Genomic DNA, 26,611 nt, shown 5'->3' on the forward strand with positions numbered 1-26,611 from the left:
GTGCTCACGGCACGGCGAGCGGTGTCCGCGGCGCGGCGCGGGCCGGCTCGGGGGCCGCCAGCGCCTCGTCGTAGCGGTGCAGGACGAGGCGGGCCAGGGCCGGGTGGTCCCCGAGCGGGGCGGCGGCGATCCCGGGGGCGACCGCGGCGCACTGGCCGGCGAAACGGCCCGGGGCGGTGAAGCAGGAGGCGACGGCGATGCGGTGGCGGCCGCGGGCGGCCAGCGCGCGCACCGCGGCCGCGACGGTGGGCGCGGCGGCGGAGGCGTAGGCGGGGACGACGGGCACGCCGAGGCGGTCGGCCAGGAGCCGGGCGGTGCGACGGGTGCCGGCCGCCGACTCCGGGTCGCGGGAGCCCGCGGCGGCCAGGACGACGGCGCTCGCGCGGCGCGCGGCCTCGTCGCGGCCGGGCCGCCAGCCGGCCTCGGTGAGCCGGCCGTACAGCGCCTCCACGAGCAGCGGGTGCGGGCCGAGCGGGGCGGCCACGCGCGCGCGTGCCGGTGCGGCGGCGGCCATCCGGGGGATGTCCCGCTTGACGTGGTGGCCGGGGCTGAACAGCAGCGGCACGAGGACCGCGTCGGCCCCGGCCAGGCCCGCGAGGGTGTCGGGGAGCAGGGGCTCGTTCAGTTCGATGTGCCCGAGGTGCACGGGCACGGCCGGGCGCAGCTCCCGCACCCGCTCCCTCAGGGCCCGCACGGCGACCAGGGCGCGCGGGTCGCGGCTGCCGTGCGCCACCAGGACCAGGGCGGGCGCCTCCGCAGCCCCGGCACCCCGATCCCCGGCGCCCTCCTGGACAGCGCGTCCCACCTCCTGGGCGGCATCGGCGCCCAGGAGGTGGGACGCGCTGTCCAGGAGGGCGCCGGGGATCGGGGTGCCGGGGCTGCGGAGGGGCTCGTCGCGGGGAGAGGTCGGCGCCGTCATACGGGGATCCTCCCGGAGGGACGTTGCGCTGCCGTTGCGCGGTGGTGACCGGCTTGTTTTCAGCCGCTTCACGGGGTGGCGGCAGGGGGTGTGAGACGGCTGTCACGACCCCCTGCCGCACCCCTGGCGAACCGGTTCGCCGCCCGCCGCGTCCCTGTGGACATGCTGGGGTTGAGGATCCGCAGACCGAGGCTGCCGCGCACACGCGCCGGGCAGCGCAGGGCCGTGCAGGCGCTGGTGGCCCTGTGCGTGCTGGCGCTGCTCCCGGCCACGTGGCTGTACGTGAGCACGGCCGGCCGGCTGCGCACGGCCGCGGACGTGCCGCGCACGGACGTCGCCGTCGTCTTCGGGGCGGGCCTGTGGGACGGCGAGCCCTCGCCGTACCTGGCGCACCGGCTGGACGCGGCGGCGCGGCTGTACCAGGCGGGCCGGATCAAGGTGGTCCTGGTCACCGGCGACAACAGCCGCAAGGACTACGACGAGCCGGACGTCATGCGCGCCTACCTGACGAAGCAGGGCGTGCCCGCCGCCCGGATCGTCACCGACTACGCGGGCTTCGACACCTGGGACTCCTGCGTGCGCGCGAAAAAGATCTTCGGGGTGGACCGGGCGGTGCTGGTCAGCCAGGGCTTCCACATTCGGCGGGCGGTGGCGCTGTGCGACGCGGCGGGCATCGACTCCTACGGCGTCGGCGTGGACGCCCGGCACGACGTCACCTGGTACTACGGCGGCGCCCGCGAGGTGCTGGCGGCGAGCAAGGCGGCGCTGGACGCGGTGCTGCGGCCCGATCCGCAGTTCCTGGGGCCGAAGGAGCACGGCGTCGCCCGTGCGCTGGCCGCCGCCCACTGACGTGCATCCCTCCGGTGCCTCACGGCGGCCGGGCGGCTGCGGGGAGGTCACCGTGCCGGAGGCGTAACAGCGGCCGCCCGGGCGCGTAACACGGCCGACGGACGCTGAACGACATGCAGATCTCCGCGACGCCCACGCACTGCCCGTATTGCGCCCTGCAGTGCGGGATGAACCTGACCCCCGCCCCGGACGGGGGCGTGCGGGTGGCCGAGCGCGCGGACTTCCCGGTGAACCGGGGCGCGCTGTGCGGCAAGGGCCGCACCGCGCCCGCGCTGCTCTCCTCCCGGGTGCGGCTGACCTCGCCGCTGGTGCGCTCGCAGGGCCGGTTGACCCCCGCGAGCTGGGAGGAGGCGCTGGACCGGATCGCCGGGGCGCTGGCACGCGCGCGCGGGGAGCACGGCGCGGACGCCTGCGCGGTGTTCGGCGGGGGCGGGCTGACCAACGAGAAGGCGTACGCGCTGGGGAAGTTCGCCCGGGTGGTGCTGGGCACCTCGCAGATCGACTACAACGGCCGCTTCTGCATGTCGTCGGCGGCCGCGGCCGGCAACGCGGCGTTCGGGCTGGACCGCGGGCTGCCGTTCCCGCTGGAGGACATCCCCCGGACCGGGTGCGTGATCCTGGTCGGCTCCAACCCGGCGGAGACGATGCCGCCGGCGCTGCGGTACTTCACCGAACTGCGGGACAACGGCGGCACGCTGATCGTCGTCGACCCGCGCCGCACGAGGACCGCCGAGCTGGCCGACCTGCACCTGGCGCCCCGGCCCGGCACCGACCTCGCCCTCGCCCTGGGCCTGCTGCACCTGGTGGTCGCCGAGGCCCGCACCGACGAGGCGTACATACGCGAGCGGACGACCGGCTGGCAGGAGGCGCGGGCGGCGGCCATGGCGCACTGGCCGGAGTACGTCGAGCGGATCACCGGGGTGCCGGTGCCGCGGCTGCGGGAGGCCGTACGGCTGTTCTGCGCGCCCGAGTCGGCGATGGTGCTCACCGCGCGCGGCCCCGAGCAGCAGGCCAAGGGCACCGACACGGTGGGCGCGTGGATCAACCTGTGCCTGGCGACCGGCCGGGCGGGCCGCCCGCTGTCCGGGTACGGCTGCCTGACCGGGCAGGGCAACGGGCAGGGTGGGCGCGAACACGGCCAGAAGGCCGACCAGTTGCCCGGTTACCGCAAGCTGACCGACCCCGCGGCGCGGCGGCACGTGGCCGAGGTGTGGGGCGTGGACCCGGACGGCCTGCCGGGGCCGGGCCGCAGCGCGTACGAACTGCTGGACGCCCTCGGCAGCGACATCCGCACGCTGCTGCTGATGGGCTCCAATCCGGTGGTGTCGGCGCCGCGCGCCGCGCACGTGGAGGAACGGCTGAGGTCGCTGGACTTCCTGGCGGTGTGCGACGTGGTGCTCTCGGAGACGGCGGCCCTGGCGGACGTCGTCCTGCCGGTCACGCAGTGGGCGGAGGAGACGGGCACGACGACGAACCTGGAGGGCAGGGTGGTGCTGCGGCGGCGCGCGCTCACCCCGCCGGACGGGGTCCGCAGCGATCTGGAGGTGCTGCACGACCTGGCCGCCCGGCTGGGCGTGGAGAAGGGCTTCCCGACCGATCCCGAGGAGGTCTTCGAGGAGTTGCGCCGCGCCAGCGCGGGCGGCCCGGCGGACTACTCGGGGATCACCTATCGCAGGCTGGCGGAGGAGAACGGGGTGTTCTGGCCGTGCCCGGCCCCGGCCGACAGCGCCCCCGCCCCCGAGTCAGGCTCCGGGTCCGGCTCCGAGCCCGGCTTTGAAGTCCACCCGGGCACCCCGCGCCTGTTCCTCGACCGGTTCGCCACCGAGGACGGCCGGGCCCGCTTCGTCCCCGTGACGCACCGGCCGAGCGCCGAGGAGCCGGACGAGGAGTACCCGGTGCTGCTGACCACCGGGCGGGTGGTCGCCCAGTACCAGTCGGGTGCCCAGACCCGGCGCGTGGAGGAACTGAACGCCGCCGCGCCCGGCCCGTTCGTCGAGCTGCACCCGCGGCTCGCGGCACGGCTGGGGGCGGCCGAGGGCGACCCGGTGGCCGTCGTCTCCCGGCGCGGCCGCGCGGTGGCGCCCGCGCGCATCACGGCAGGCATCCGCCCGGACACCGTGTTCATGCCGTTCCACTGGCCCGGCGAAGGCCGGGCGAACACCCTGACCAACCCGGCGCTGGACCCGACCTCGCGGATGCCGGAGTTCAAGGTGTGCGCGGTACGGCTGGAACGGGTGCGGGAGGAGCCGGTGAACCAGGAGCGGGTGAACCCGGAGCCGGTACAGCCGGAGCCGGTACAGCCGTAGCCGGTACAGCCATATCCGGTACGGCGGCAGCCGGCACGTCCCCCGCCCGCACGGCCGTCACCGGTACCGCCGCCCGTCCCCGACGGCCCGTCAGCGGCGGGAGGACCACACGCCGCCCTCGATGACCCGCCCCGCGTCCCGCAGTCGCGCGGTCACCGCCGGACCCGCGACGTAGCCCCCCGCCCGCCCCACCGTCGCGTCGGCCTCGCGGACGCCCTCGCGCGCGATGCGTTCGTACAGGTTGCGCGGGTCCCCGGCGCCGTGCCCCTCCAGCCGGTCCAGGGCAGTGAGCAGTCCCCCGTACGCCTCCGGCCGGGCCGTCACCAGCTCGCCGCGCACCACGCCGTCCGGTGCCTCGACGGCGTACGGGAAGCCGGGCCCCTCGTACAGCACGGCGCCGTTCAGCCGCGCCGGTTCCACCTCGCGGACGCGACCGCGCAGGAACACGTCGTGGTTCGGTTCGCCGGGGCGCAGGGTGCCGTAGACGAAGAACGGGAGGGGCTCGGACGGCGAGGACGGGGCCGGAACGATCACGGAAACGATTCTGTACCCCCTCCGGCTCCCCACACATCTCCATGACGGCGCTATGGACATGACTTGTCATGGTCGCTTAAACCTGAACGGGCGTCACCGCCATCCCCCACGCCTCCACCACGCCTTCCCGCAGCGCCTTCCCGAGGAGACCGATGAGTCGGACACGGCACACCCGAGGCACCCGCCGCCTCGCCACGGCCGGCATAGCCGCCACCACCGCCACCCTGCTGGCCGCCGCCTTCTCCCCCGCCGCCCACGCCCAGGACAAGCCGGTCCCCCGGGTCACCGCCCTCCAGCACGCCGCCTCGGCGCTCCTGGAACACGCCTCGGCCCTGGGGCTGACCTCGGACGAGAGCACCAGCGTCCGGGACGTGATCGTCGACAAGGACGGCACCCAGCACGTCCGCTACGACCGCACGTACCACCGACTGCCGGTGCTGGGCGGCGACTTCGTGGTCCACCTGTCCTCGGACGGCGCCTACCGCGGCGCGAACAGGGCGACGAAGAGCACGGTCTCGCTGCCGACCACCACCCCGAAGCTCTCCGCGCCCAAGGCCGCAGACCTCGCGCTCGACGCGCTGCGCGCCGCGAACCCCGGCAAGACCCTCAAGAGCGTCAAGGCCAGACCGGAGCTGGTGGTCGACGCCCTGCACGGCGCCCCACGCCTGGCCTGGCGCACCAACGCGGCCGGGCTGGACTCCCTCGGCAACCCGGTGGCCCGCACGGTGCTCACCGACGCCCGCACCGGGGCGCGGATCGACGCCTGGGACAGCATCGAGACGGCGACCGGCGACGGAATGTCGCTCTACAGCGGCACGGTCCCCCTGGAGACGACGCCGTCCGGCTCGGCGTACCAGCTCAAGGACCCCACGCGCGGCAACACCTACACCGGCGACGCCGCGAACAAGACCGACCTGTGCTTCCTCTCCATCTGCTTCCAGCGGGCGCCCGCGACCCTGTTCACGGACGCCGACAACCACTGGGGCTCGGGCACCACGGCCGACCGCTCCTCGGCGGCGGTGGACGCCCAGTACGGCACGGACGAGACCTGGGACTACTACCGAAACGTCCACGGCCGCAACGGCATCGCGGGCGACGGCAAGGGCTCGTACAACCGCGTCCACTACGGCAGCAACTACAACAACGCCTTCTGGGACGACAGCTGCTTCTGCATGACGTACGGCGACGGCGACGGGACGACGTTCGGCCCGCTGGTGGCGCTGGACGTGGCCGGCCACGAGATGACCCACGGCGTGACCTCGACGACGGCGGGGCTGACGTACTCGGGCGAGTCCGGCGGCCTGAACGAGGCCACCTCCGACATCCTCGGCACGATGGTGGAGTGGTACGCGAACAACGCCTCCGACCCCGGTGACTACCTCATCGGCGAGAAGGTCGTCCGCTCCGGCTTCGGCAAGACCGCCCTGCGCTACATGGACAAGCCGTCCAAGGACGGCAACTCGGCGGACTACTGGAGCAGTTCGGTCGGCAACCTGGACGTCCACTACTCCTCCGGCGTCGCCAACCACTTCGCGTACCTCCTCGCGGAGGGCAGCGGCGCGAAGACGATCAACGGGGTCGCCTACGACTCACCGACGTACAACGGCTCGACGGTGACCGGCATCGGCCGGGACAAGGTCGGCAAGATCTGGTACCGGGCCCTGACCGTCTACATGACCTCCTCCACGAACTACGCGGGCGCCCGGACCGCGACCCTGAACGCCGCCAAGGACCTCTACGGCTCCGGCAGCGCCGAGTACAACGCGGTGGCGGCGGCGTGGAGCGCGGTCAACGTGAACTGACCCTCAGGGGGCGCGCCGGGCGACTACCGCAGCCCGTCGACGAACGCCTGCCAGGCGGCCGCGCCGACGATGACGACGGGGCCGCAGGGGTTCTTGCTGTCGCGGACGGGGACGGCGGGGGCGGGGTAGTTGTCGGCGACTTCGAGGCAGTCACCACCGGTGTTGCCGCTGTAGCTGGACTTACGCCACTGTGCGTTCCTCAGACTGGGAGCGGTCTCCATAGCGTTCCTCCATCACGCGGGCAATCAGTGCCGCCGAATCCTCCACAGAGAGGGCCGCGGCCTGCAAGCGAGCGTAACGGAGCGCCGCCTCCCTGACGGTTTCGGGGCTGGCCGTCATGTGGCCCGCGATCACGTCCTCCGTGTAGACGATGTCCGGGTCGTCATCGAAGCGGAGAACATTGAACGAACCGGCGAGGCTGGCGTGTTCCCCCACCACGTTCGGCAGCACCTGGATGTGCATCCAGCGGTTACGGGTGAAGTCCAACAGGTTGCCGAGTTGGCGCCGCATGACGTCCCGACCCCCGATGGGCCGGAGCAGCACGGCCTCGTCCAGGACCACCCAGGTGAGCGGCGGCTGCTCCCGCTCCAGGATGCGCTGACGCTCCATACGGGCCGCGACCAGACCGTCGAGATCGTCCGGCATGCCCGTGGCGAGCACCGCCCGCGCGTACTCCTCCGTCTGCAGCAGCCCGTAGACCACCTGCGCCTGGTACGTGGAGATGTACGTCGCCTTGGCCTCCATCTCGGCGTACGGCTGGAACCAGGTCGGCAGTTGGCTGCGCAGCACGAGGCCGACGAGGCGGGAGAACAGGCCGTCCGTGCCGAGCGCGGCGTCCACGCGCTCGGAGAAGTCGCGGGTGGGGACCTTCCTCGCGGTCTCGATCTGGCCGACCAGGGAGCCCGTGCAGTAGATGATCTCGCCGAGCTGGCCCTGTTTCAGCCCGTGGGCCTCGCGGTGGCGGCGCAGCTCGAAGCCGTAGTAGGCGAGCGGGGAAGCGGTGGGGTCGAGGGTCTGGACGTTGGCCACGGCGGTACCTCCGGCCTGCAACGCCTCTCGGCGTTCGTTTCGGTGCGTAGCCGAGCGTATGCGCGGCGTCGCACCGTGGTGGCATGAATCATGTAACCGGTCCACAGACGGGGGACGTTCAGCCGGGCTACCGGGCCGAGTTCGCGCTGGGCGGGCACTCCGTGCGGCATCTGCGCCGCATCCTGCGTCTCTACCTGGAGCGTTCGGGCCTGCTCGACGTCGCCGACGCGGCCGAGCTGGCGTTGTCGGAGCTGCTGACCAACGTCGTCCGGCACGTACCCGGCCGGCGCTGCGGCATTTACTTCCTGCTCCTGCCCGGCGCGGTGCGGGTGGAGGTCTCCGACAGGTGCGCGCGGCTCCCGGTCCCGGGCGGTGGGGAGCCGCTCGCGGAAGGCGGGCGGGGCCTGCTGCTCGTGGCGGCGGTCACCGACCGCTGGGGCGTGACACCGCACCCCGGCGGCAGCGGCAAAACCGTCTGGTTCGAGTGCGTGGCGGGAGGAGCCGTCACGCCCGACGGGCAGGTCGGTGAGCGGGGTCAGGGCTAGCTGCCGTACGGCCGGCGCCGCCTGGCCTCCCGCAGGGCCTCGCCCCACCACGCCAGCTGGTCCAGCATCGCCTTGGCCGCCGCCTCGGCGGGGCCCGGGTCGGTCAGGCGGCCCTCGTCGTCGAAGGACGCGCCCGCGTTGTGGAAGGAGACCGTGTCGCGGACGGTGACCGCGTGCAGTTCGGCGAAGACCTGGCGCAGGTGTTCCACGGCGCGCAGGCCGCCGGAGATGCCGCCGTAGGAGACCAGGGCGACGGGCTTGGCCTGCCACTCGCTGTAGTGCCAGTCGATGAGGTTCTTCAGACCGGCGGGGAAGGAGTGGTTGTACTCGGGGGTGAGGACGACGAAGGCGTCCGCCGTCGCCAGTTTCGGTGTGATCTCCGCCAGCGCCGCGGTGGCCTCGGGCCCCCGGGTCAGGGTCGTCGGCAGCGCGGTCGTGTCGGCCACGTCCACCACCTGCGGGATCAGATCGGTGCGGGCGCGGAGCCTGCCGAGGAGCCAGTCGGCGACCACCGGGCCGAAACGGCCGTGGCGGTTGCTGCCGACGACGAGGGTGACGCGCAGGGGCGCGGGGGACGCGGTGGGTGAGGCGGTCGCCAGGGGTTCGGAGGTGATGTCCATGCGCCACAGCCTGATACCTCAAGCTTTGTTGAGGTCAAGCCTCCGTCCGCGCACCGTGGCCACCGTGCGCCTCCATGCCCGTTCACCCCTGCGGCCTGCCCCCTCCGGGTGGTTCCCGACATGTCGTCACTACATACGCTCTGACCTGGCGAAACGTCCGCGGCGAGGCTCCTGCGCGGCCTGCGTGTGACACCCGTTCACCGTATTTCTGACGCGGCCTCAGGAAGCGGGCGCGCCTCCCTGCCACTTACCTCGGAAGGGCAGGGACGCGACGGCGTCGGCGCGAGCGGGTGCCGCGGGTCGTGCCCCCGCGCCCAGCTCGCAGGAGCACCGACCCGAGGAGCAGCGATGCGACGTACCGCCCGTCTGACGGCCGGGGCCGTGACCGGCGCCGCGCTCGCCGTCGCCGCCGCCGGCGGCCTCGCCGTACCCGCCCACGCGGCGGAGGGTGGTCGCGCGCTCGTTCACCCGCGCACCGCCGAGGCCGGTGCCTCCGCCGCGGGCACGCTCGACGTCTACCCGTCCTCGGCGGTGCCGGGCGGGCAGGTCAGTGTGAACACCAAGGCGTGCGGTGCGAAGGCGACCGCGGCCGGTGACGCGAGCGCCGTCGGCGCCGGGCAGTTCCCCCTGGCGCCCAGCGCGCACGAGGGCGAGGCGATCGGGCAGTTCCGGGTGCCGGAGAGCGCCCAGCCCGGGACGTACGAGATCGTCGCGGAGTGCGCCGAGGGCGGGCGGCAGGTCAAGGGCGACCTGGTGGTCACGCTGACCGCGCAGCACGACCAGGTGCAGCCCCACGGAAGTGTGAAGACGGGGGTCGGTGGCGCCCTGGGCACCGACCCCGTGAGGACCGCGGCCGGTGTGGCGGCGCTCGCCGTCGCCGCCGCGGGCGGTACCTGGCTCCTGCATCGCCGGGCGAGAGGCGACGGGATCTGACGGGCGCCCTCCGCTGCCCGTCACCGGTACCGCGGATCCCTTCCCCCTCCGGGCGCGACGCCCCTCGCCGCCCGGAGGGGGGACGGGACGGCAAGGAGTCACGTAGGGGGGACCTGCCGAGAAGTCGTGCAGAGGGGACGTGCTGAGGGGTCCCGCAGGGGGTCGTGCAGAGGGGTTGGTATGCGCAAGGTCAACAACTTCGCGATAGCGGCCGTCAGCACGGTCGCCCTCGGCTCCGGTGCCTGGCTGCTGCACGGCGCCGGCATCACCCACGCCCCGCCCCAGCCCAGAAGGAGGTTGCAGAGCCATAATGTCAATAGGGGTGGGAGAAGTAGTCAGTTGGCGAGAAAGCTCAGGGTAAGGAGGAGGCGGAGGAGTAGAAATGTGTTTGAGATGGGAGCAACGGGAACCATAACGAGGATCATCTTGATTAAGCTAATTAGTTTTTTTTTTTGGACGATCCGGCATCCACGGAGATCTACACGTAAGGAGTCGTCGGCAGCGTCAGATGTGTATAAGGGCCGGGCCGTGTATGACCTCGAACGCGCGTGTGGTGGTGATCGGCGCCGGCCTGGCGGGGGTGACCCTCGCCCGGCGGCTCGGTGAGCTGGGCACGCCCGCGCTGGTCGTCGGCGAGGAGGAGCACCGGCCGTACAACCGGGTGCTGCTCGCCGAGGTGCTGGCCGGCCGGTACGGGCCGGACGTGATCGCGCTGCCGGAGCCCGCCGGGCTGGTCCGGGGCCGGGTGACCGGCATCGACCGGGCCAGGCGCACCGTGCACTGCGCGGACGGCAGGTCGATCGGCTACGGCACGCTCGTGCTGGCCACCGGCTCCAATCCGGTGCTGCCCCCGCTGCGGGGCCTGTTCACCACCGGCGGTGAGCTGCCGGAGGGCGTCCACGCCTTCCGCACCCGGGACGACTGCCGGAGGCTGTCCGCGGCCGTACGGCCTGGCGTGCAGGCGGTCGTCGTCGGCGGCGGGCTGCTCGGCGTGTCCGCCGCCCGTGCCCTGGCCGTGCGCGGCGCCCGGGTGGTCCTCGCCCAGCAGGCCGAACGGCTCATGGAGCGCCAGCTCGACCCGGGCGCGTCCGCCCTGGTCGAGCGGCATCTGACCGGGCTGGGCGTCGAGGTGCACACCGAGTGCCGGGTGCGGGACGTGCGCTGCGTGGGCGGCGCGGTCAGGTCGGTGGAGCTGGCGGACGGGTACGCGCTCGACGCCGAGCTGGTCGTGCCGGCCTGCGGGGTGCGCCCGCGTACCCGGCTCGCCGAGGACGCGGGGCTCGCCGTCGACCGGGGCGTCCTCGTGGACGACGAGCTGCGCACCTCCGACCCGCACATCCACGCCGTGGGCGACTGCGCCCAGCACGGCGGCACGGTGTACGGCCTGGCCGCCCCCGCCCTGGAACAGGCCGGCGTCCTCGCCGAACTGCTCGCCGGCAAGGACACCGCCCGCTACACCGGCACCCGTTCCCTGACCCGCCTGACCCTCACCGGTCCGGCGCCCGCCGGCCTGGACCTCGCCGCGTTCGGCGAGACCGTCCCGCTGCCCGGTGACGACGTCGTCCAGCTCGCCGACGCCACCCGCGGCACCTACCGCAAGGTCGTCGTACGCGACGACCGCCTGGTCGGCGGGGTCCTCGTCGGCGAACTCGGCACCGTCGGCGCGCTCGCCCGCGCCTGGGAGGGAGCAGAGCCGCTCCCGACGGACGGCGGCCCCCTGCTCCACCTGCTCACCAACGACGGAGGCTCCTGATGTCCACGGACACCCGCCCGGAGACCCACACGGACACCCGTCCGGACACCCCCACGGACACCCCCACGATCGTGCTCGTCGGCCACGGCATGGTCGGCCAGCGCTTCCTCGAAGCGCTCGCCGGGCGCGGCCTGACCGCGACGCACCGCGTGGTGGTGCTGTGCGAGGAGCCGCGCCCCGCCTACGACCGCGTGCAGCTCACCTCCTACTTCTCCGGCCGGACCCCGGACGAACTGTCGCTGACGGACCCGCGGTTCATCGCGGACCACGGGATCGAGCTGCACCTCGGTGATCCGGCCGAGGCGATCGACCGGGAGCGGCGCACGGTCACCGCCCGCTCCGGGCGGGTCTTCGGCTACGACGTCCTGGTGCTGGCCACCGGCTCCTCCCCCTTCGTGCCGCCGGTGCCCAACAAGGACGCCACCGGCTGCTTCGTCTACCGCACCATCGAGGACCTGCTCGCCATCGAGGAGTACGCGCGGACGAAGGCCACCACGGGCGCCGTGGTGGGCGGCGGGCTGCTCGGCCTGGAGGCCGCCGGCGCGCTCAAGGGCCTCGGCCTCGACACGCACATCGTGGAGTTCGCGCCGCGGCTGATGCCGGTCCAGGTGGACGAGGGCGGTGGCGCGGCGCTGCTGCGCACCATCGAGGGCATGGGGCTGACCGTGCACACCGGCACGGGCACGCAGGAGATCGTCACCGGCGACGACGGCGCGGTGCGGGGCATGAAACTCTCCGACGGCTCCGAGATCGCCACCGACCTGGTGATCTTCTCCGCCGGTGTGCGCCCCCGCGACCAGCTGGCCCGCGCCGCGGGCCTGGCGGTCGGCGAGCGCGGCGGGATCACGGTGGACGCGCAGTGCCGTACGGTCACCGACCCGCACGTGTTCGCGATCGGCGAGTGCGCGCAGGCCGTGGACGGGCGGGTGTACGGGCTGGTGGCGCCCGGCTACGAACAGGCGGAGACGGCCGCGGCCACCATCGCCGCGGACGAGGCGTCCTTCACCGGCGCCGACCTGTCCACCAAGCTGAAGCTGCTCGGTGTGGACGTGGCCTCCTTCGGCGACGCGCACGGCACCACCGAGGACTGCCTGGACGTGGTGTACGCCGACTCGCGGTCCGGCCTGTACAAGAAACTGGTCGTCGGCCGGGACGGCACGCTGCTGGGCGGGATCCTGGTCGGGGACGCGGAGGCGTACGGCACGCTGCGCGCGCTGACCGGCTCGGTGCCGCCCGTCGCCCCCGAGGCGCTGGTCCTGCCCGCCGGCGCGGGCGCCCCGGCGCAGCTCGGTCCGGCCGCGCTGCCCGACGAGGCGGTGATCTGCTCCTGCCACAACGTCACCAAGGGCACGATCCGCGGCGCGGTCACCGAGCACCGCTGCACCACCGTGCCGGAGGTGAAGCAGTGCACCCGGGCCGGCACCGGCTGCGGCTCCTGCGTGAAGGTGCTCACCCAGCTCGTCGAGGGCGAGCTGGAGGCGAACGGCGTCGAGGTGGACAAGGGCCTGTGCGGCTGCTTCGCGCAGACCCGCGAGGAGCTGTACGAGATCGTCCTCGCCCTGCGCATCGCCTCCTACCAGGACCTGCTGGACCGCTACGGCCGCGAGGAGGCCCGGGGCGGCGACGGCTGCGAGGTCTGCAAACCGGCCGTGGCCTCGATCATCGCCTCGCTCGCCCCGGCGATCGGCGCGAGCGGGTACGTCCTGGACGGCGAGCAGGCCGCGCTGCAGGACACCAACGACCACTTCCTGGCCAACCTGCAGAAGAACGGCTCGTACTCCGTCGTGCCGCGCATCCCGGGCGGTGAGATCGCGCCCGAGAAACTGATCGTGATCGGTGAGATCGCCCGGGACTTCGGGCTCTACACGAAGATCACCGGCGGTCAGCGCATCGACATGTTCGGCGCCCGGGTCGAGCAGCTGCCGCTGATCTGGGCGCGGCTGGTGGACGCCGGCTTCGAGTCGGGGCACGCCTACGGCAAGTCGCTGCGCACGGTGAAGTCCTGCGTGGGCTCGACCTGGTGCCGCTACGGCGTGCAGGACTCGGTGCGCATGGCGATCGACCTGGAGCTGCGCTACCGGGGGCTGCGCTCCCCGCACAAGCTGAAGGCGGCCGTCTCCGGGTGCGCCCGGGAGTGCGCGGAGGCCCAGTCGAAGGACTTCGGCGTGATCGCCACCGCGAACGGCTGGAACCTGTACGTCGGCGGCAACGGCGGCGCCACCCCGCGCCACGCCGACCTGCTGGCGCAGGACCTGTCGGACGCCGAACTGGTCCGTTTGATCGACCGGTTCCTGATGTTCTACATCCGCACCGCCGACCGGCTGGAGCGCACCAGCGTGTGGCTGGAGCGGATCCCCGGCGGCCTGGACCACGTGCGCGACGTGGTGGTCCACGACTCCCTCGGCATCTGCGACGAGCTGGAGTCCCTGATGGCGGCGCACGTCGCGCACTACCGCGACGAGTGGGCGCAGACCGTGAACGACCCGGAGAAGCTGGCCCGGTTCGTGTCCTTCGTCAACGCCCCCGACACGCCCGACCCGGTGGTCGCCTTCGTCCCGGAGCGCGACCAGATCAAGCCCGACCTGCCGCTGCTGGACATCGGCAGGCGGCGCACCGAGGAAGACGTCCTGGACCTGGAAGGAAGCGCCCAGCGATGACCCTGGCACTCGAGACCACCGACCTGAAGGTGCAGCTGCGGATCGGCGACGGCTGGTTCACCGTGTGCGACCTGAGCGCCCTGCTGCCCGGCCGCGGCGTCGCCGCGCTGCTGCCGGACCGCCGGCAGGCGGCCCTCTTCCGCGACCGCGCGGGCCGGCTGTACGCCATCGACAACCGTGACCCGTTCACCGGCGCCGCGGTCCTCTCCCGCGGCCTGACCGGCACCCACCGGGGCCGCCCGTTCGTCGCCTCGCCGCTGCTCAAGCAGCGCTTCGACCTGGAGTCGGGACGGTGCCTGGACGACGAGAACGTCCGGGTGACGGCGTACCCGGTCCGGGCGACGTGAACGGGCGGCGCGAGCGGCCCGGGGGCCCCACCGACGACGCCGCCTCGGTGGTCGGCGCCGACCTGGTGGTGGACGGCGGCGCCGCCGCCTGAGGGACGCTCAGTCGATCCCGGAGCGCTCCACGCCCGCCACGATCCACCGCTGGAAGCACAGGAACACCAGCAGCAGCGGCAGGATCGACACGGCCGCCGCGACGAACAGCTCGTGCAGGCGGACGACCTGGGCGGTGGTGAAGGAGGACAGGGCGACCTGGACCGTCCAGGCGCTCTGGTCCTGGCCGATGACCAGCGGCCACAGGAAGGCGTTCCAGGCGCCGATGAACACGATGGTGCCGACGGCCGCGAACACCGGGCGGGCGTTGGGCACGACGACCAGCCAGTACGTCCGCCAGGGGCCGAGTCCGTCCACCTGGGCCGCGTCCTCCAGCTCCCGGGGGAAGCCGAGGAAGTACTGGCGGAAGACGAAGCAGGCGAACGCCGAGAACAGCGTCGGGACGATCAGGCCCCGCAGGGTGGAGATCCAGCCCAGCGTGGAGACCAGCACGAAGCTGGGGACGAAGGTGACGGCGGCCGGGACCATCAGGGTGCCCAGGACCGCGTAGAACACCTTGTTGGCGTGCCGGTAGGGGATGCGGGCCAGGCCGTAGCCGGCCAGCGAGGCGAGGAGCACCGTGCCGAGGGTGGTGGCGACGGCGATCAGCGCCGAGTTGAGCAGGGAACGGGCGAACGGCACGGAGGTGTCGTCGAACAGCTCGCGCACGTTGCCCCAGCGCAGTTCGGCGGGGAAGAAGGTCCACTCGGGGGAGGTGATGTCCCGCTCGGAGGACAGGCCGTTGCGCAGCAGCAGGTAGAAGGGGATCAGGAAGAGCACGGCGAGCGCGATCAGCAGGGCGAGCCGCAGCGCCCGCCCCACCCGCACCAGGGCGTCATCCATCGGCGTCCCTCCGTCCCAGCCCGAACCAGCGGGCCTGGCCGACCGTGACGACGGCGATGATCAGCGCGAGGATCACCGCGCCCGCGCTGCCCAGGCCCAGGTTCTGCCCCTGGCCGAGCGCGGTGTAGTAGAGGTAGACCAGTGGCGGCCGGGCGTAGGGCGGGTAGCCGCGCGCGTCGGAGAGCAGGTTGTAGAACTCGTCGAAGGCCTGGAAGGCGTTGATGACGAGCAGCAGCACCACCGCCACCGAGGTGGCCCGCAGCTGCGGCAGGGTGATGTGCCGCAGCACGGTCCAGCCGGGCCGGGCGCCGTCCACCGCGGCGGCCTCGTACAGGACGGGGTCGATCCGCTGCAGCCCGGCCAGGAACAGGATCATGTAGAAGCCCGCCTGGAGCCACAGCCGCACGGTGACGACGACCAGCCAGTACCAGGGCGGGTCGGTGGTGGACAGCCAGGCGACGGGATCGCCGCCGAACCATCCCAGGACGGTGTTGGCCAGGCCGAACCTGACCCCGTTGAAGATCGACATCTTCCAGATCAGCGCGGCGACGACGTAACTGCACGCGGCGGGCAGGAAGAACACCGAGCGGAAGAACGCCCGCGCCCGGCGCACCCGGTTGACCATGAGGGCGAGCGCGAGGGCCAGGACGTAGGTGGCCGGGACGATGAACGCCGTGAACAGCAGGAAGACGCGCAGGCTGTCGAGGAAGGCGTCGTCCGACAGCATCGCCGTGTAGTTGTCCAGGCCGACGAAGTGCGTGGGCGTGACGGTGTTGTGCGCGTCGAAGAAGCTCAGCGCGACGCTCCACAGCAGCGGCACGTAGGTGAACAGCGCGAGCCCCGCCGCGAACGGCCCGACGAACACCCAGAACCACAGCGCGCGCCGCCGGCGCACCGCGCGGGCGCTCGGGGTCCCCTCCCCCGCGGCCCGCGCGGGCGCCACCGGTGCGTCCGCGTCCACGGTCCGAGCGCTCACGACGCCTTCTTCACCCGGTCGAGTTCGGCCGACACCTTCCGCACGACCGTCTTCAGCTGGCTGTCCGGATCCGCACCGTCCTTGATGATCCGGCTCAGCGCGTCCTGGTAGGCGGTCTGGGCGGCCGGGGTCCACAGCAGCGGCTGCGCGTAGCCGTGGTCGGTGGTGAAGCGCACGGCGTCGGCCGCGGCACCGGTCCGCAGCTTGGCGGCCTTCTTCGCCAGCGACAGGCGGGCGGGGATGTGGAAGCCGTAGGACAGCGCGAAGTCCTCCTGGTCGTCGGTGCGCTCCACCCACAGCCACTTCACGTACTCCTTGGCGGCCTCCTTGTGCCGGCTGCGGGCGCTGACGGCGGCCGCGTAGGCGCCGACGGGCACGGCGGGCCGGCCCGCGGGGCCGTCGGCCGGGAAGGGCAGGACGCCGAAGTCGTCGCCGAGTTCCTTCTGCACCTGGGGCAGCGCCCACAGCCCGGACCACTGCATGGCGGTCAGGCCCTGGACGAAGGCGGACGGGTCGGACCAGTCGGCGGGGGCGCCGAGCAGCAGGGACTTGCCGGCGTACAGCCGGTGCAGCTTGCCGAGCGCGCGGGCGGCGGCCGGGTCGTCGAAGCCGACCTTGCCGTCGTCGGTGACGAGCTGGAGTCCGGCCGCGTACAGGGGGGTTCCGCCGAGGACGCCCGCGCCGCCGTCGTTGCCGAGGAAGAGGCCCTTGACCTTCTTCGTGGTGAGCTTCCCCGCGGCGTCGACGAGCGCGTCGAGGGTGGCGGGCGGCTGAAGCCCGGCGTCCTTCAGCAGGCTCTTGCGGTAGTAGAGCATCTGCATGTCGATGACCTGCGGGATGCCCCAGATCTTCCCGTCGTGCGTCTTGGGGGTGAGCACCGCCGGGTTGAAGTCGTCCTTGACGCCCGCCAGCAGGTCGGTGAGGTCGACGACCTGGCCGCCCTGGATCTGGTCCAGGGTGGGGCCGTTGACCTCGAAGACGTCGGGGCCGGAGTCGGTGAGCAGGGCGGCGGCGGTCTGCTGGTCGTAGTTGCCCGGCCGCCACTGCACGGTGACGTGCGCCTTCTGGTACGCGGCGGCGTACCGCTTCACCGCCTGCTCGGTGCCCGCCTCGCCGTACTGGTGGTACCACTGCGACAGCGCCGGGCCCGATCCCCCGCCGCCGTCGCCGCGTCCGGTGTTGCTCCCGCAGGCGGCGAGCAGTCCGCCGCCCGCGGCCGCGGTGGCGGCGAGCAGTGCTCTGCGGGTGATGGTCATGGTGCGCCCCCTGACGTCGTCCTCGATCCACGCGTACGCGCGCGGCCGTGCGTGGTGCACGCGCGGTGCACGGCCCAACGATCAACCATGCACCGCGATTACGACAGGAGCGTTGCGGCAGTGTGTGGCTGTCAAGAGCGCCGTTCCGGCCAGGGCGCGGCACGCGAGGCGAGGGCAGTGGCACGAGGTGAGGAGCGGCACGAGGTGAGGGGCGGCAGAGGTGAGGGGCGGCACCCCCGCACAGGGTGCCGCCCCTTCTTGTGGTGCCGGGATCCCCGACGCAATCGGTCTTGAGGGTCGGGGACTGCGCCGAGGATCCCGGGGTCCTACCGGTGCCTCCGTGTCCGCCGGCGCCTGCCGGCGTCCAGCGGTTTCTACCGGTGGTCGCTGCCCTCCGACTGGCAGGCCGCGCGGCCGGCCTCCAGGCGGGCGACGGGGATGCGGAACGGGGAGCAGGAGACGTAGTCCAGGCCCACCTCGTGGAAGAAGTGCACGGACTCCGGGTCGCCGCCGTGCTCACCGCACACGCCGAGCTTGAGGTCGGGGCGGGTGGCCCGGCCTGCCTGCGCGGCGGCCTTCACCAGGGAGCCGACGCCGTCCTTGTCGATGGTCTCGAACGGGGAGACGCCGAAGATGCCCTTCTCCAGGTAGGCGGTGAAGAAGCTCGCCTCCACGTCGTCGCGGCTGAAGCCCCACACCGTCTGGGTCAGGTCGTTGGTGCCGAAGGAGAAGAACTCCGCGGCCTCGGCGATCTGGCCGGCGGTGAGCGCGGCGCGCGGCAGCTCGATCATGGTGCCGATCGCCAGCTTCAGCTGCGTGCCGGTGGCGGCCTGGACCTCGGCGATGACCTGATCGGCCTCCTCGCGGACGATCTCCAGCTCCTGGACGGTGCCCACCAGCGGGATCATGATCTCCGCGCGCGGGTCGCCCTTGGCGGCCTTGCGTTCGGCGGCGGCCTCGGCGATGGCGCGGACCTGCATGGTGAACAGGCCGGGTACGACCAGGCCGAGGCGTACGCCGCGCAGGCCGAGCATCGGGTTCTGCTCGTGCAGGCGGTGCACGGCCTGCAGCAGGCGCAGCTCGTTCTCGTGCGGCTCCTGCCGGGCCTCGGCGAGCGCCACGCGGACCGACAGCTCGGTGATGTCGGGCAGGAACTCGTGCAACGGCGGGGCGGGCAGACGGATCGTCACCGGCAGGCCGTCCATCGCCTCGAAGAGTTCGACGAAGTCCTGCTTCTGCAGCGGGAGCAGGGCCTTCAGGGAGGCCTCCCGCTCCTCCTCGGTGTCGGCCAGGATGAGTCGTTCCACCAGCTCGCGCCGGTCGCCGAGGAACATGTGCTCGGTGCGGCACAGGCCGATGCCCTGGGCGCCGAAGCGGCGGGCGCGCAGCGCGTCCTCGGCGTTGTCGGCGTTGGCCCGCACCCGCAGCCGGCGCTTGCGGTCGGCGAAGGCCATCATGCGGTGCACGGCCTCGACCAGCTCGTCGGCGTCGTCGGCGCCCGGGTGCATCCGGCCCTCGAAGTACTCCACGACCGGGGAGGGCACGACCGGGACCTCGCCCAGGTAGACCTTGCCGGTGGAGCCGTCGATGGAGATGACGTCGCCTTCCTCGACGACGTGCCCGCCGGGGACCGTCATGCGGCGGCGCTTGGTGTCGACCTCCAGCTCCTCGGCGCCGCAGACACAGGTCTTGCCCATGCCGCGGGCGACGACGGCCGCGTGGGAGGTCTTGCCGCCGCGGGAGGTCAGGATGCCCTCGGCGGCGATCATGCCGTCCAGGTCGTCGGGGTTGGTCTCGCGGCGCACCAGGATGACCTTCTCGCCGGAGCGGGACCACTTGACGGCCGTGTAGGAGTCGAAGACGGCCTTGCCGACCGCCGCGCCCGGCGAGGCCGCGATGCCGCGGGCGACCTGCTCGACCTTGGCCTGCTCATCGAAGCGCGGGAACATCAGCTGCGCGAGCTGGGCGCCGGTGACGCGCTGCAGTGCCTCGGTCTCGTCGATCAGGCCCTGGTCGACCAGCTGGGTGGCGATGCGGAAGGCGGCACCGGCGGTGCGCTTGCCGACGCGGGTCTGCAGCATCCACAGCTGGCCGCGCTCGATGGTGAACTCGATGTCGCAGAGATCCTTGTAGTGGTTCTCCAGGGTCTCCATGATCTGCATGAGCTGGTCGTACGACTTCTTGTCGATCTTCTCCAGCTCGGCGAGCGGCACGGTGTTGCGGATGCCGGCGACGACGTCCTCGCCCTGCGCGTTCTGCAGGTAGTCGCCGTAGACGCCCTGGTGGCCGGAGGCGGGGTCGCGGGTGAAGGCGACGCCGGTGCCGGAGTCGGGGCCGAGGTTGCCGAAGACCATCGAGCAGACGTTGACGGCGGTGCCCAGGTCGTGCGGGATGCGCTCCTGGCGGCGGTAGAGCTTGGCGCGCTCGCCGTTCCAGGAGTCGAAGACCGCCTTGATGGCGAGGTCCATCTGCTCGCGCGGGTCCTGCGGGAACTCCCGGCCGGCCTCCTTCTTGACGATCTTCTTGAAGGTGGTGACCAGCTTCTTCAGGTCCGCGGCCTCCAGGTCGGTGTCGACCGTGACCTTCTTGGCGGCCTTCGCCTTGTCGAGGGCCTCCTCGAAGAGGTCGCCGTCGACGCCGAGGACGGTCTTGCCGAACATCTGGATCAGGCGGCGGTAGGAGTCCCAGGCGAACCGCTCGTCGCCGGCCTGCTGGGCCAGGCCCTGCACGGACTCGTCGGACAGGCCGATGTTCAGGACGGTGTCCATCATGCCCGGCATGGAGAACTTCGCCCCGGACCGCACCGACACGAGGAGGGGGTTGTCGGGCTGGCCGAGCTTCTTGCCCATCTTCTGTTCCAGGGCGGCGAGGTGCGCACTCACCTCGTCACGCAGTGCCGGCGGCTCCTCGCCGCTGGCCAGGTAGACCTTGCAGGCCTCGGTGGTGATGGTGAAGCCGGGCGGGACCGGAAGGCCCAGGTTCGTCATCTCGGCGAGGTTCGCGCCCTTGCCGCCGAGGAGGTCCTTGAGGTCCTTGTTGCCCTCCGTGAAGTCGTAGACGAACTTCACGTCCTCAACGCTCTGGCCCGAGGTGGTGGGGTGGAGATCTTTGTTTTCCGACACGGGTCTCGACTCCTCGAGGACGCGGTGGCTGCCCTGACGGCGAGGAACATACCCAGATCGAAGGCATCTGGGGAGGTCCACGGGCGCGTCATGCGCCCGTAACCACCCGTCCGCCAGCGGATCGAAAGTCAAGGCTTGGCAAGCCGTCGAGGCGTGATGTTTTCACTTCTTGAACGCATCAACTCCCGTAGACCGACTCGCGCGCTCACATGAGCACCTTCCGGCACGATTGATTTCGATCGATGAACGATCAAGGCATGGCACTCAGTGCCACCCTTTGGAGAAGTGCATCCGCTCATGATCCGCTCATCTGAGCGCATCCCTTATCAGGGGTGGCGAGAATCACGCTGCCACAGCCCGCCGGATTTCACCATGCGGACGGGTCCCGGACGACTCCCGGGCGATTCCCTGACGGCTGCCGGACGCCTCCCGGACGGCTCCGGACTCCTCCCGGACCGCCCTCCTCGCACGCCTCCCGGACGGCTCGCGGACCGGCATCGCGCACGCTGCCGGGACGTCGGCCGGACGGCTCCGCGCCCGTTTGCCGAGTCTTGGACGAGGACGGTGAACGCGAGCGGCCGAGGCGTCGTACGGGAGGGCGGCGGGCCCCTCCCTCCCCGGGCCCGCCCCCTTGAGCCGAGCCGCGCAGGAAGGACCCCCCGGGTGTCCCAGCAGACGAGCACACGCCGGTCACCGGACCCGGCCGGGACGCCCCGCCGCGCCCTGCGCCTTCCGCGCTTCCTCCACCCGCGTACGGCGCGCCGGCTGCGCCGGGCCTGGCACCGCCGGCTGGCCGCGCACCCGCAGGCCGCGCGCGGCCTGTCCGGTGCCGTCACCGTCCTCGCCGTGGCCCTGGTGGTCCTCGCGCTGCTGCTGCCGAACAAGCGCGAGCAGTTCCACGCGGCGGCGTTCCTGCGGATCCCCGTGGAGGCGCTGCTCGGGGCGGTCGTGCTGGTCGCCCTGCCGCGCGGGCCGCGCACGGTGGTCGCGGCGCTCGCCGGGACGGCGCTGGGCGCGCTGACGGTGCTGAACCTCGCGGACATCGAGTTCAACCAGTACCTCGGCCGCAGTTTCGACGTGGTCCTGGACTGGCCGCTGCTCGGCGACGCCCGCTCGTATCTGGCGGACACCCTCGGCGGCACGGTGGCGCTGCTCGCCGCGGTCGCCGCCGTGCTGCTCGTGCTCGCGCTGCTCGCGGTGCCGGCGCTGGCCGCGGTCCGCGTGGGCACCATCCTCGGCCGGCACAGGACCCGCGCCACCCAGGGGCTGCTGCTGGCCTGCGCGGTGTGGATGACGTGCTCGAGCCTGAACGTGCGCCTGGACGGCATCCCCGTGGCCTCCGGCCACACGGTGACCATGCTCCGCTACCACGCGCAGGCGCTGCGCTCGACGCTGCGGGACGAGCGGGCGTTCGCGCGGACCGCGCGGGCCGACGCGTTCGGCGGCACGCCCGGCGATCAGCTCCTGCCGGACCTGCGCGGCAAGGACATGGTCTTCACCTTCGTCGAGAGCTACGGCCGCAGCGCGATCGAGGACCCGGTCGAGGCGCCCGGCGTCGACCGCACCCTGGATGCGAGCACCCGGGCCCTGGCCCGGGCCGGCTTCCACGCCGCAAGCGGCTGGCTGACGTCGGCGACGTACGGCGGCGGCAGCTGGCTGGGCCACTCCACGTTCATGTCGGGCCTGTGGATCGACAACCAGAACCGCTACCGCACGGTGACCTCCGGCGACCGCCTCACCCTGACCGAGGCGTTCCGCAGGACCGGCGCCTGGGACACGGTCGGGATCATGCCGGGCGTGCAGAAGGGCTGGCCGGAGGCGAAGTGGTACGGCCTGGAGAAGGTCTACGACGCCCTCCGGCTGGGGTACCGGGGCCCGAAGTTCAGCTGGTCGACCATGCCGGACCAGTACGCGCTCCAGGCGTTCCAGCGCCTCGCGCACGGCGGGAAGCACGCCAAGCCGCTGGCGTCGTTCGTCATCCTGACCTCCAGCCACCAGCCCTGGGCGCCGATCCCGAAGCTCGTCCCCTGGGACGAGCTGGGCGACGGCTCGGTGTTCCGCGGCATCGAGGCGGCGGGCACCCCGCCCCAGGAGGTCATCGCGAACGCCACCCGCTCGCGGCAGGAGTACGGCCGGTCGATCCAGTACTCGGTGACCGCCCTGACCCAGTGGCTCGAGCGCTACGGCACCGACGACACCGTGCTGGTCCTCCTCGGCGACCACCAGCCCATCGCCCGGGTCAGCGGCGACCACGCGAGCCGGGACGTGCCGGTCTCGATCGTCGCCAAGGACCCGAAGGTGCTGGAACGGATCTCCGGCTGGGGCTGGACGGCCGGGCTGCGCCCCGCCCACGACGCCCCGGTGTGGCCGATGAGCGCCTTCCGCGACCGCTTCCTGACGGCCTACGGCTCCGTCCCCCACCCGACGAAGGGCTGATCGCCCCGAGCGCGCAGGGACCGCCGACCCTTCCCTCCGCCGGTCCTCTCCGCCCACGCCCACGCGGGCCGGGCGGGGCCGAGGCACGAAAGGCGGGTCGGCCGGGCGGGCCGGGCCGGGTCAGCCGCCGGAGGTGTCCAGTTCGGCGTCCTCGCCGATGCCCGCGCAGTCGTAGGGGTCCTTCAGCCAGCCGTCCGGCAGGACCACGCGGTTGTTGCCGGAGGTGCGGCCGCGGGGGCCGTCGGCGCCGGCCGGCCAGGGCTGGTCGAGGTCCAGCTCGTCCAGGCCGGCGCGCAGCTCCTCCAGCGAGGAGGTGACCGCGAGCCGCTTGCGCATCTCGGAGCCGACCGCGAAGCCCTTCAGGTACCAGGCGACGTGCTTGCGGAAGTCGACGACGCCGCGGGTCTCGTCGCCGATCCACTCGCCGAGCAGCGTGGCGTGCCGGACCATGACGTCGGCGACCTCCCGCAGGGTGGGCCGCACCCGGTCCTCGCGGCCCTCGAAGGCGGCCACCAGGTCGGCGAACAGCCACGGCCGGCCCAGGCAGCCGCGGCCGACGACCACGCCGTCGCAGCCGGTCTCGCGCACCATGCGCAGCGCGTCCTCGGCGGACCAGATGTCGCCGTTGCCGAGCACCGGGATCTCCGGGACGTGCTCCTTCAGGCGGGCGATGGCGTCCCAGTCGGCGGTGCCGCCGTAGTGCTGGGCGGTGGTGCGGCCGTGCAGCGCGATGGCCGTCACGCCCTCCTCGACGGCGATCCGGCCGGCGTCGAGGTAGGTGAGGTGGTCGTCGTCGATGCCCTTGCGCATCTTCATCGTCACCGGCAGGTCGCCCGCGCCGGCGACCGCCTCGCGCAGGATGGCGCGCAGCAGGTTCCGCTTGTAGGGCAGGGCGGAGCCGCCGCCCTTGCGGGTCACCTTGGGCACCGGGCAGCCGAAGTTCAGGTCGATGTGGTCGGCCAGGTCCTCCTCCGCGATCATGCGGACGGCCTTGCCGACGGTCGCCGGGTCGACGCCGTACAGCTGGATCGAGCGCGGCTTCTCGCTCGGGTCGAACGTGATCAGCTGCATGGTCTTGTCGTTGCGCTCGACCAGGGCCCGGGTGGTGATCATCTCGCTGACGAACAGCCCCTTGCCGCCGGTGAACTCCCGGCACAGCGTGCGGAAGGGCGCGTTCGTGATCCCGGCCATGGGCGCCAGGACGACGGGCGGCTGGACGGTGTGCGGACCGATCTGCAGGGGTGACTCGGGCATGGGCATTCCCCCATTGTCGCGCACGCGCACGGCTGCTGTAACAGTCATTAGTTAACCGCACTATCGAAATCGGCTACGCTGGAACGCATGCCCGAGCTGAGCCACCGACGGCGTCTGCTGGTGCTCGCGATCTGCTGCATGAGCCTGCTGATCGTGAGTCTGGACAACACCGTTCTGAACGTCGCCCTGCCCTCCCTCCAGCGCGACCTGCACGCGAGCACGTCCGGTCTGCAGTGGACCATCGACGCCTACACGCTGGTGCTGGCGGCGCTGCTGATGCTCTCCGGCTCCACGGCCGACCGGATCGGCCGCAAGCGGGTCTTCATGACGGGCCTGGTGGTCTTCGGCCTCGGCTCGCTGCTGTGCTCGCTGGCGCCCAGCCTGGAGCTGCTGGTCGTCTTCCGCATGGTGCAGGCCGTCGGCGGCTCGATGCTCAACCCGGTCGCCATGTCCATCATCACCAACACCTTCACCGACCCGCGCGAGCGCGCCCGCGCGATCGGCGTGTGGGGCGCCGTGGTCGGCATATCGATGGCCGCCGGCCCGCTGGTCGGCGGGGTGCTGGTGGAGTCGGTCGGCTGGCGCTCGATCTTCTGGATCAACCTGCCCGTCGCCCTCGCCGCGGTCCTGCTCACCCTCCGCTTCGTCCCGGAGTCCCGTGCGCCCCGGGCCCGCCGCCCCGACCCGGTCGGCCAGGTGCTGGTCATCGCCCTGTTCGGCGCCCTGACCTACGCGATCATCGAGGCGCCGGACGCGAGCCTCGGCGAGGTCCTGCCGTTCGCCGCCGTCGCGCTCGCCGCCCTGCTGGGCCTGGCCTGGTACGAGCCGCGCCGCGCCGAGCCGCTGATCGACCTGCGGTTCTTCCGCTCCGCCCCGTTCAGCGGCGCCACCGTGATCGCGGTGTGCGGCTTCGCCGCCCTGGGCGGCTTCCTGTTCCTGTCCACGCTCTACCTGCAGAACGTGCGCGGCCTGGACGCCCTGCACGCCGGCCTGTGGATGCTGCCGATGGCCGCGCCGACCATCCTGTGCGCGCCGCTGTCCGGGCGGCTGGTGGGCAGCCGGGGGCCGCGGCTTCCGCTGCTGATCGCCGGATGCGCGATCACGCTCAGCGCGGTGCTGTTCGCCGCCTTCGAGGCCGAGACGTCGAACGCCACGCTCACCGTCGGGTACGTGCTGTTCGGCATCGGCTTCGGCTTCGTCAACGCCCCCATCACCAACACCGCCGTCTCCGGCATGCCGCGCGCCCAGGCCGGGGTCGCCGCGGCCGTCGCCTCCACCAGCCGGCAGCTCGGCCAGACGCTGGGCGTCGCGGTGGTCGGCGCCGTCCTGGCCTCCGGGGTCGGCTCGTCCGGGTACACCAAGGACACGTTCCTGGCGGCCGCGCGGCCGGGCTGGTGGGTGCTGGTGGCCTGCGGCGCGCTGGTGCTGGTGCTGGGCGCGGTCACCTCCGGCCGCTGGGCCAGGCGGACGGCCCGGGCCACGGCGGACCGCCTGCAGGAGAACGAGGTGCGCGAGGCCGCCGGCGTCGGCGCCTGAACCGTGCGGACGGACCGGGCGGCCGGCCGGACGGGGCGCCCTGACGGGCAGGCGGGCGGACCGGCAGGGCGAGGGCGGACCGGCAGGGTGCGAGCGGGCAGGGCGCCTGCGGGCGCGAAGAGTGACACCGCCCCGCGGACGCGGTGACGCCGCACACAGGGGGTGACGCAGCGCGCGCGAAGGTAAGAAAGAAGTAAACCGGGCCACCCCTTGTGACCTGCGGTTTCTTATCGATCCGGAGAGGGTTCACAGGGTCTTTCGCACTACGCCGAGTGGCCGAACGGTGACTCTCGGGCAAACCTGGAGAGGCGCCGACCACCCCCGGACGGGGGACATCGGCCGCAGGGGGATCCGTCGACCGAACGGGAGACCACCATGCATGCCACCGCTCGCCGCCGCTGTGCCCGCGCCCTCGCCGCCGGCGCCCTGTCCGCCGCGCTGGTGTCGGCCGGAGGCACCGGAGCCTTCGCCGCGGACACCGCGCCGAAGCCGAGCCCCACGCACAGCACGATGCCCATGACGAAGATGTCGGTCACCGCCAAGGCCGACCGCATGTCGGTCAAGACCGGGCACGCCGTGACCCTGACCGGGCACGTCAAGGGCGTCAAGACGGGCACCAAGCTGGTCCTGCAGCACCTGCACAACGGCAAGTGGACCACGCTGCGCTCCAGCACCATGGTCAAGAAGAACGGCAGCTACTCCCTGCCGCACACCTTCACCGCCAAGGGCACCGAGCACCTGCGCGTGGCCACGTCCGACGGCAAGGCCCACTCCTCCACGGTGACGGTCAAGGTCGCCTGACGC

At 72.6% G+C, this 26,611-nt stretch carries 21 protein-coding genes; 11 read left to right on the forward strand and 10 right to left on the reverse strand.

From position 1 onward, the window contains the following. Positions 1-4 precede the first annotated feature (4 nt). Positions 5-919, reverse strand: a complete 915-nt coding sequence (locus GV126_RS11860; protein ID WP_159665418.1) for a sirohydrochlorin chelatase — start codon at positions 917-919, stop codon at positions 5-7. Positions 920-1,081: 162 nt separating this feature from the next. Here GV126_RS11860 and GV126_RS11865 point away from each other — a divergent pair, with 162 nt between their 5' ends. Both GV126_RS11865 and GV126_RS11870 read left to right on the forward strand, forming a co-directional pair. Continuing rightward, positions 1,082-1,768 (forward strand): SanA/YdcF family protein, encoded by a 687-nt coding sequence (locus GV126_RS11865; protein ID WP_159665421.1) that lies wholly within the window; start codon positions 1,082-1,084, stop codon positions 1,766-1,768. 113 nt (positions 1,769-1,881) lie between these two features. Continuing rightward, complete coding sequence (locus GV126_RS11870) at positions 1,882-4,074, forward strand: molybdopterin oxidoreductase family protein (RefSeq protein WP_159665424.1); 2,193 nt, start codon at positions 1,882-1,884, stop codon at positions 4,072-4,074. A gap of 90 nt (positions 4,075-4,164) precedes the next feature. Here the strand turns inward: GV126_RS11870 and GV126_RS11875 are convergent, their stop codons facing one another. Beyond that, a complete protein-coding gene (locus GV126_RS11875) occupies positions 4,165-4,608 on the reverse strand; it encodes a gamma-glutamylcyclotransferase family protein (protein WP_236569964.1) in 444 nt (147 codons plus the stop codon). 152 nt (positions 4,609-4,760) lie between these two features. Between GV126_RS11875 and GV126_RS11880 the strand changes: the two genes are divergently transcribed. After that, positions 4,761-6,410, forward strand: a complete 1,650-nt coding sequence (locus tag GV126_RS11880; protein WP_159665430.1) for a M4 family metallopeptidase — start codon at positions 4,761-4,763, stop codon at positions 6,408-6,410. A gap of 23 nt (positions 6,411-6,433) precedes the next feature. On the opposite strand, the gene GV126_RS11885 is transcribed toward GV126_RS11880, so the two are convergent. Both GV126_RS11885 and GV126_RS11890 read right to left on the reverse strand, forming a co-directional pair. After that, positions 6,434-6,631, reverse strand: coding sequence for a DUF397 domain-containing protein (locus tag GV126_RS11885; protein WP_159665433.1), 198 nt, complete (start codon positions 6,629-6,631; stop codon positions 6,434-6,436). Continuing rightward, the gene (locus GV126_RS11890) at positions 6,591-7,439 is read right to left on the reverse strand and encodes a helix-turn-helix domain-containing protein (RefSeq protein WP_159665436.1); all 849 of its coding nucleotides are present in this window, start codon (positions 7,437-7,439) and stop codon (positions 6,591-6,593) included. The genes GV126_RS11885 and GV126_RS11890 overlap by 41 nt, the downstream gene beginning before the upstream one ends. Before the next feature lie 83 nt (positions 7,440-7,522). Between GV126_RS11890 and GV126_RS11895 the strand changes: the two genes are divergently transcribed. Continuing rightward, entirely contained in the window at positions 7,523-7,984 is a 462-nt protein-coding gene (locus GV126_RS11895) for an ATP-binding protein (protein ID WP_159665439.1), read from the forward strand. On the opposite strand, the gene GV126_RS11900 is transcribed toward GV126_RS11895, so the two are convergent. Continuing rightward, positions 7,981-8,604, reverse strand: a complete 624-nt coding sequence (locus tag GV126_RS11900; RefSeq protein WP_159665442.1) for an NADPH-dependent FMN reductase — start codon at positions 8,602-8,604, stop codon at positions 7,981-7,983. The two genes, GV126_RS11895 and GV126_RS11900, sit on opposite strands and share 4 nt — an antisense overlap. A gap of 348 nt (positions 8,605-8,952) precedes the next feature. Between GV126_RS11900 and GV126_RS11905 the strand changes: the two genes are divergently transcribed. From GV126_RS11905 to nirD, 4 genes are all read left to right on the forward strand, one after another. Beyond that, complete coding sequence (locus GV126_RS11905; protein WP_159665445.1) at positions 8,953-9,537, forward strand: GVDTG sorting domain-containing protein; 585 nt, start codon at positions 8,953-8,955, stop codon at positions 9,535-9,537. Positions 9,538-10,069: 532 nt separating this feature from the next. Next, positions 10,070-11,290, forward strand: a complete 1,221-nt coding sequence (locus GV126_RS11910; RefSeq protein WP_159665448.1) for an NAD(P)/FAD-dependent oxidoreductase — start codon at positions 10,070-10,072, stop codon at positions 11,288-11,290. Continuing rightward, on the forward strand, positions 11,290-13,947 hold the full coding sequence (nirB, locus tag GV126_RS11915; protein ID WP_159665451.1) for a nitrite reductase large subunit NirB: 2,658 nt from the start codon (positions 11,290-11,292) through the stop codon (positions 13,945-13,947). The genes GV126_RS11910 and nirB overlap by 1 nt, the downstream gene beginning before the upstream one ends. Beyond that, the gene (nirD, locus tag GV126_RS11920; protein ID WP_159665453.1) at positions 13,944-14,294 is read left to right on the forward strand and encodes a nitrite reductase small subunit NirD; all 351 of its coding nucleotides are present in this window, start codon (positions 13,944-13,946) and stop codon (positions 14,292-14,294) included. Before nirB ends, nirD begins: the two co-directional genes overlap by 4 nt. A gap of 99 nt (positions 14,295-14,393) precedes the next feature. Here nirD and GV126_RS11925 read toward each other — a convergent pair whose 3' ends face one another. The 4 genes from GV126_RS11925 to ppdK all read right to left on the reverse strand — a co-directional run bounded on the left by GV126_RS11925 (position 14,394) and on the right by ppdK (position 20,581). Continuing rightward, a complete protein-coding gene (locus GV126_RS11925; protein ID WP_159665455.1) occupies positions 14,394-15,227 on the reverse strand; it encodes a carbohydrate ABC transporter permease in 834 nt (277 codons plus the stop codon). Then, entirely contained in the window at positions 15,220-16,122 is a 903-nt protein-coding gene (locus GV126_RS11930) for a carbohydrate ABC transporter permease (RefSeq protein WP_159673579.1), read from the reverse strand. Before GV126_RS11930 ends, GV126_RS11925 begins: the two co-directional genes overlap by 8 nt. A 77-nt stretch (positions 16,123-16,199) precedes the next feature. Continuing rightward, positions 16,200-17,459 carry an ABC transporter substrate-binding protein gene (locus GV126_RS11935; RefSeq protein WP_185947948.1) on the reverse strand — a complete coding sequence of 420 codons (1,260 nt, stop codon included), beginning with the start codon at positions 17,457-17,459 and terminating at the stop codon, positions 16,200-16,202. A gap of 374 nt (positions 17,460-17,833) precedes the next feature. After that, positions 17,834-20,581 (reverse strand): pyruvate, phosphate dikinase, encoded by a 2,748-nt coding sequence (gene ppdK / locus GV126_RS11940; protein ID WP_438947838.1) that lies wholly within the window; start codon positions 20,579-20,581, stop codon positions 17,834-17,836. A gap of 663 nt (positions 20,582-21,244) precedes the next feature. Between ppdK and GV126_RS11945 the strand changes: the two genes are divergently transcribed. After that, on the forward strand, positions 21,245-23,017 hold the full coding sequence (locus GV126_RS11945) for an alkaline phosphatase family protein (RefSeq protein WP_419796067.1): 1,773 nt from the start codon (positions 21,245-21,247) through the stop codon (positions 23,015-23,017). Positions 23,018-23,137: 120 nt separating this feature from the next. On the opposite strand, the gene dusB is transcribed toward GV126_RS11945, so the two are convergent. Next, a complete protein-coding gene (gene dusB, locus GV126_RS11950; RefSeq protein WP_159665458.1) occupies positions 23,138-24,277 on the reverse strand; it encodes a tRNA dihydrouridine synthase DusB in 1,140 nt (379 codons plus the stop codon). 81 nt (positions 24,278-24,358) lie between these two features. Between dusB and GV126_RS11955 the strand changes: the two genes are divergently transcribed. Both GV126_RS11955 and GV126_RS11960 read left to right on the forward strand, forming a co-directional pair. Next, entirely contained in the window at positions 24,359-25,807 is a 1,449-nt protein-coding gene (locus GV126_RS11955; protein ID WP_159665460.1) for an MFS transporter, read from the forward strand. A gap of 375 nt (positions 25,808-26,182) precedes the next feature. Further along, positions 26,183-26,608 carry a hypothetical protein gene (locus GV126_RS11960; RefSeq protein WP_159665462.1) on the forward strand — a complete coding sequence of 142 codons (426 nt, stop codon included), beginning with the start codon at positions 26,183-26,185 and terminating at the stop codon, positions 26,606-26,608. Positions 26,609-26,611: the final 3 nt, after the last annotated feature.

It is taken from the genome of Streptomyces mexicanus, assembly GCF_902506575.1.
GTDB lineage: Bacteria > Actinomycetota > Actinomycetes > Streptomycetales > Streptomycetaceae > Streptomyces > Streptomyces mexicanus.

What these genes read in the sequence shown, in the direction of transcription:
- nirB (WP_159665451.1), top strand. Translation starts at nt 11,290, where the DNA reads ATGTCCACGGACACCCGCCCGGAGACCCACACGGACACCCGTCCGGAC.
- dusB (WP_159665458.1), bottom strand. Translation starts at nt 24,277, where the DNA reads ATGCCCATGCCCGAGTCACCCCTGCAGATCGGTCCGCACACCGTCCAG.
- GV126_RS11865 (WP_159665421.1), top strand. Translation starts at nt 1,082, where the DNA reads ATGCTGGGGTTGAGGATCCGCAGACCGAGGCTGCCGCGCACACGCGCC.
- GV126_RS11925 (WP_159665455.1), bottom strand. Translation starts at nt 15,227, where the DNA reads ATGGATGACGCCCTGGTGCGGGTGGGGCGGGCGCTGCGGCTCGCCCTG.
- GV126_RS11900 (WP_159665442.1), bottom strand. Translation starts at nt 8,604, where the DNA reads ATGGACATCACCTCCGAACCCCTGGCGACCGCCTCACCCACCGCGTCC.
- GV126_RS11870 (WP_159665424.1), top strand. Translation starts at nt 1,882, where the DNA reads ATGCAGATCTCCGCGACGCCCACGCACTGCCCGTATTGCGCCCTGCAG.
- GV126_RS11910 (WP_159665448.1), top strand. Translation starts at nt 10,070, where the DNA reads ATGACCTCGAACGCGCGTGTGGTGGTGATCGGCGCCGGCCTGGCGGGG.
- GV126_RS11960 (WP_159665462.1), top strand. Translation starts at nt 26,183, where the DNA reads ATGCATGCCACCGCTCGCCGCCGCTGTGCCCGCGCCCTCGCCGCCGGC.
- GV126_RS11955 (WP_159665460.1), top strand. Translation starts at nt 24,359, where the DNA reads ATGCCCGAGCTGAGCCACCGACGGCGTCTGCTGGTGCTCGCGATCTGC.
- GV126_RS11860 (WP_159665418.1), bottom strand. Translation starts at nt 919, where the DNA reads ATGACGGCGCCGACCTCTCCCCGCGACGAGCCCCTCCGCAGCCCCGGC.
- GV126_RS11880 (WP_159665430.1), top strand. Translation starts at nt 4,761, where the DNA reads ATGAGTCGGACACGGCACACCCGAGGCACCCGCCGCCTCGCCACGGCC.
- GV126_RS11935 (WP_185947948.1), bottom strand. Translation starts at nt 17,459, where the DNA reads ATGACCATCACCCGCAGAGCACTGCTCGCCGCCACCGCGGCCGCGGGC.
- GV126_RS11905 (WP_159665445.1), top strand. Translation starts at nt 8,953, where the DNA reads ATGCGACGTACCGCCCGTCTGACGGCCGGGGCCGTGACCGGCGCCGCG.
- GV126_RS11885 (WP_159665433.1), bottom strand. Translation starts at nt 6,631, where the DNA reads ATGGAGACCGCTCCCAGTCTGAGGAACGCACAGTGGCGTAAGTCCAGC.
- nirD (WP_159665453.1), top strand. Translation starts at nt 13,944, where the DNA reads ATGACCCTGGCACTCGAGACCACCGACCTGAAGGTGCAGCTGCGGATC.
- GV126_RS11895 (WP_159665439.1), top strand. Translation starts at nt 7,523, where the DNA reads ATGAATCATGTAACCGGTCCACAGACGGGGGACGTTCAGCCGGGCTAC.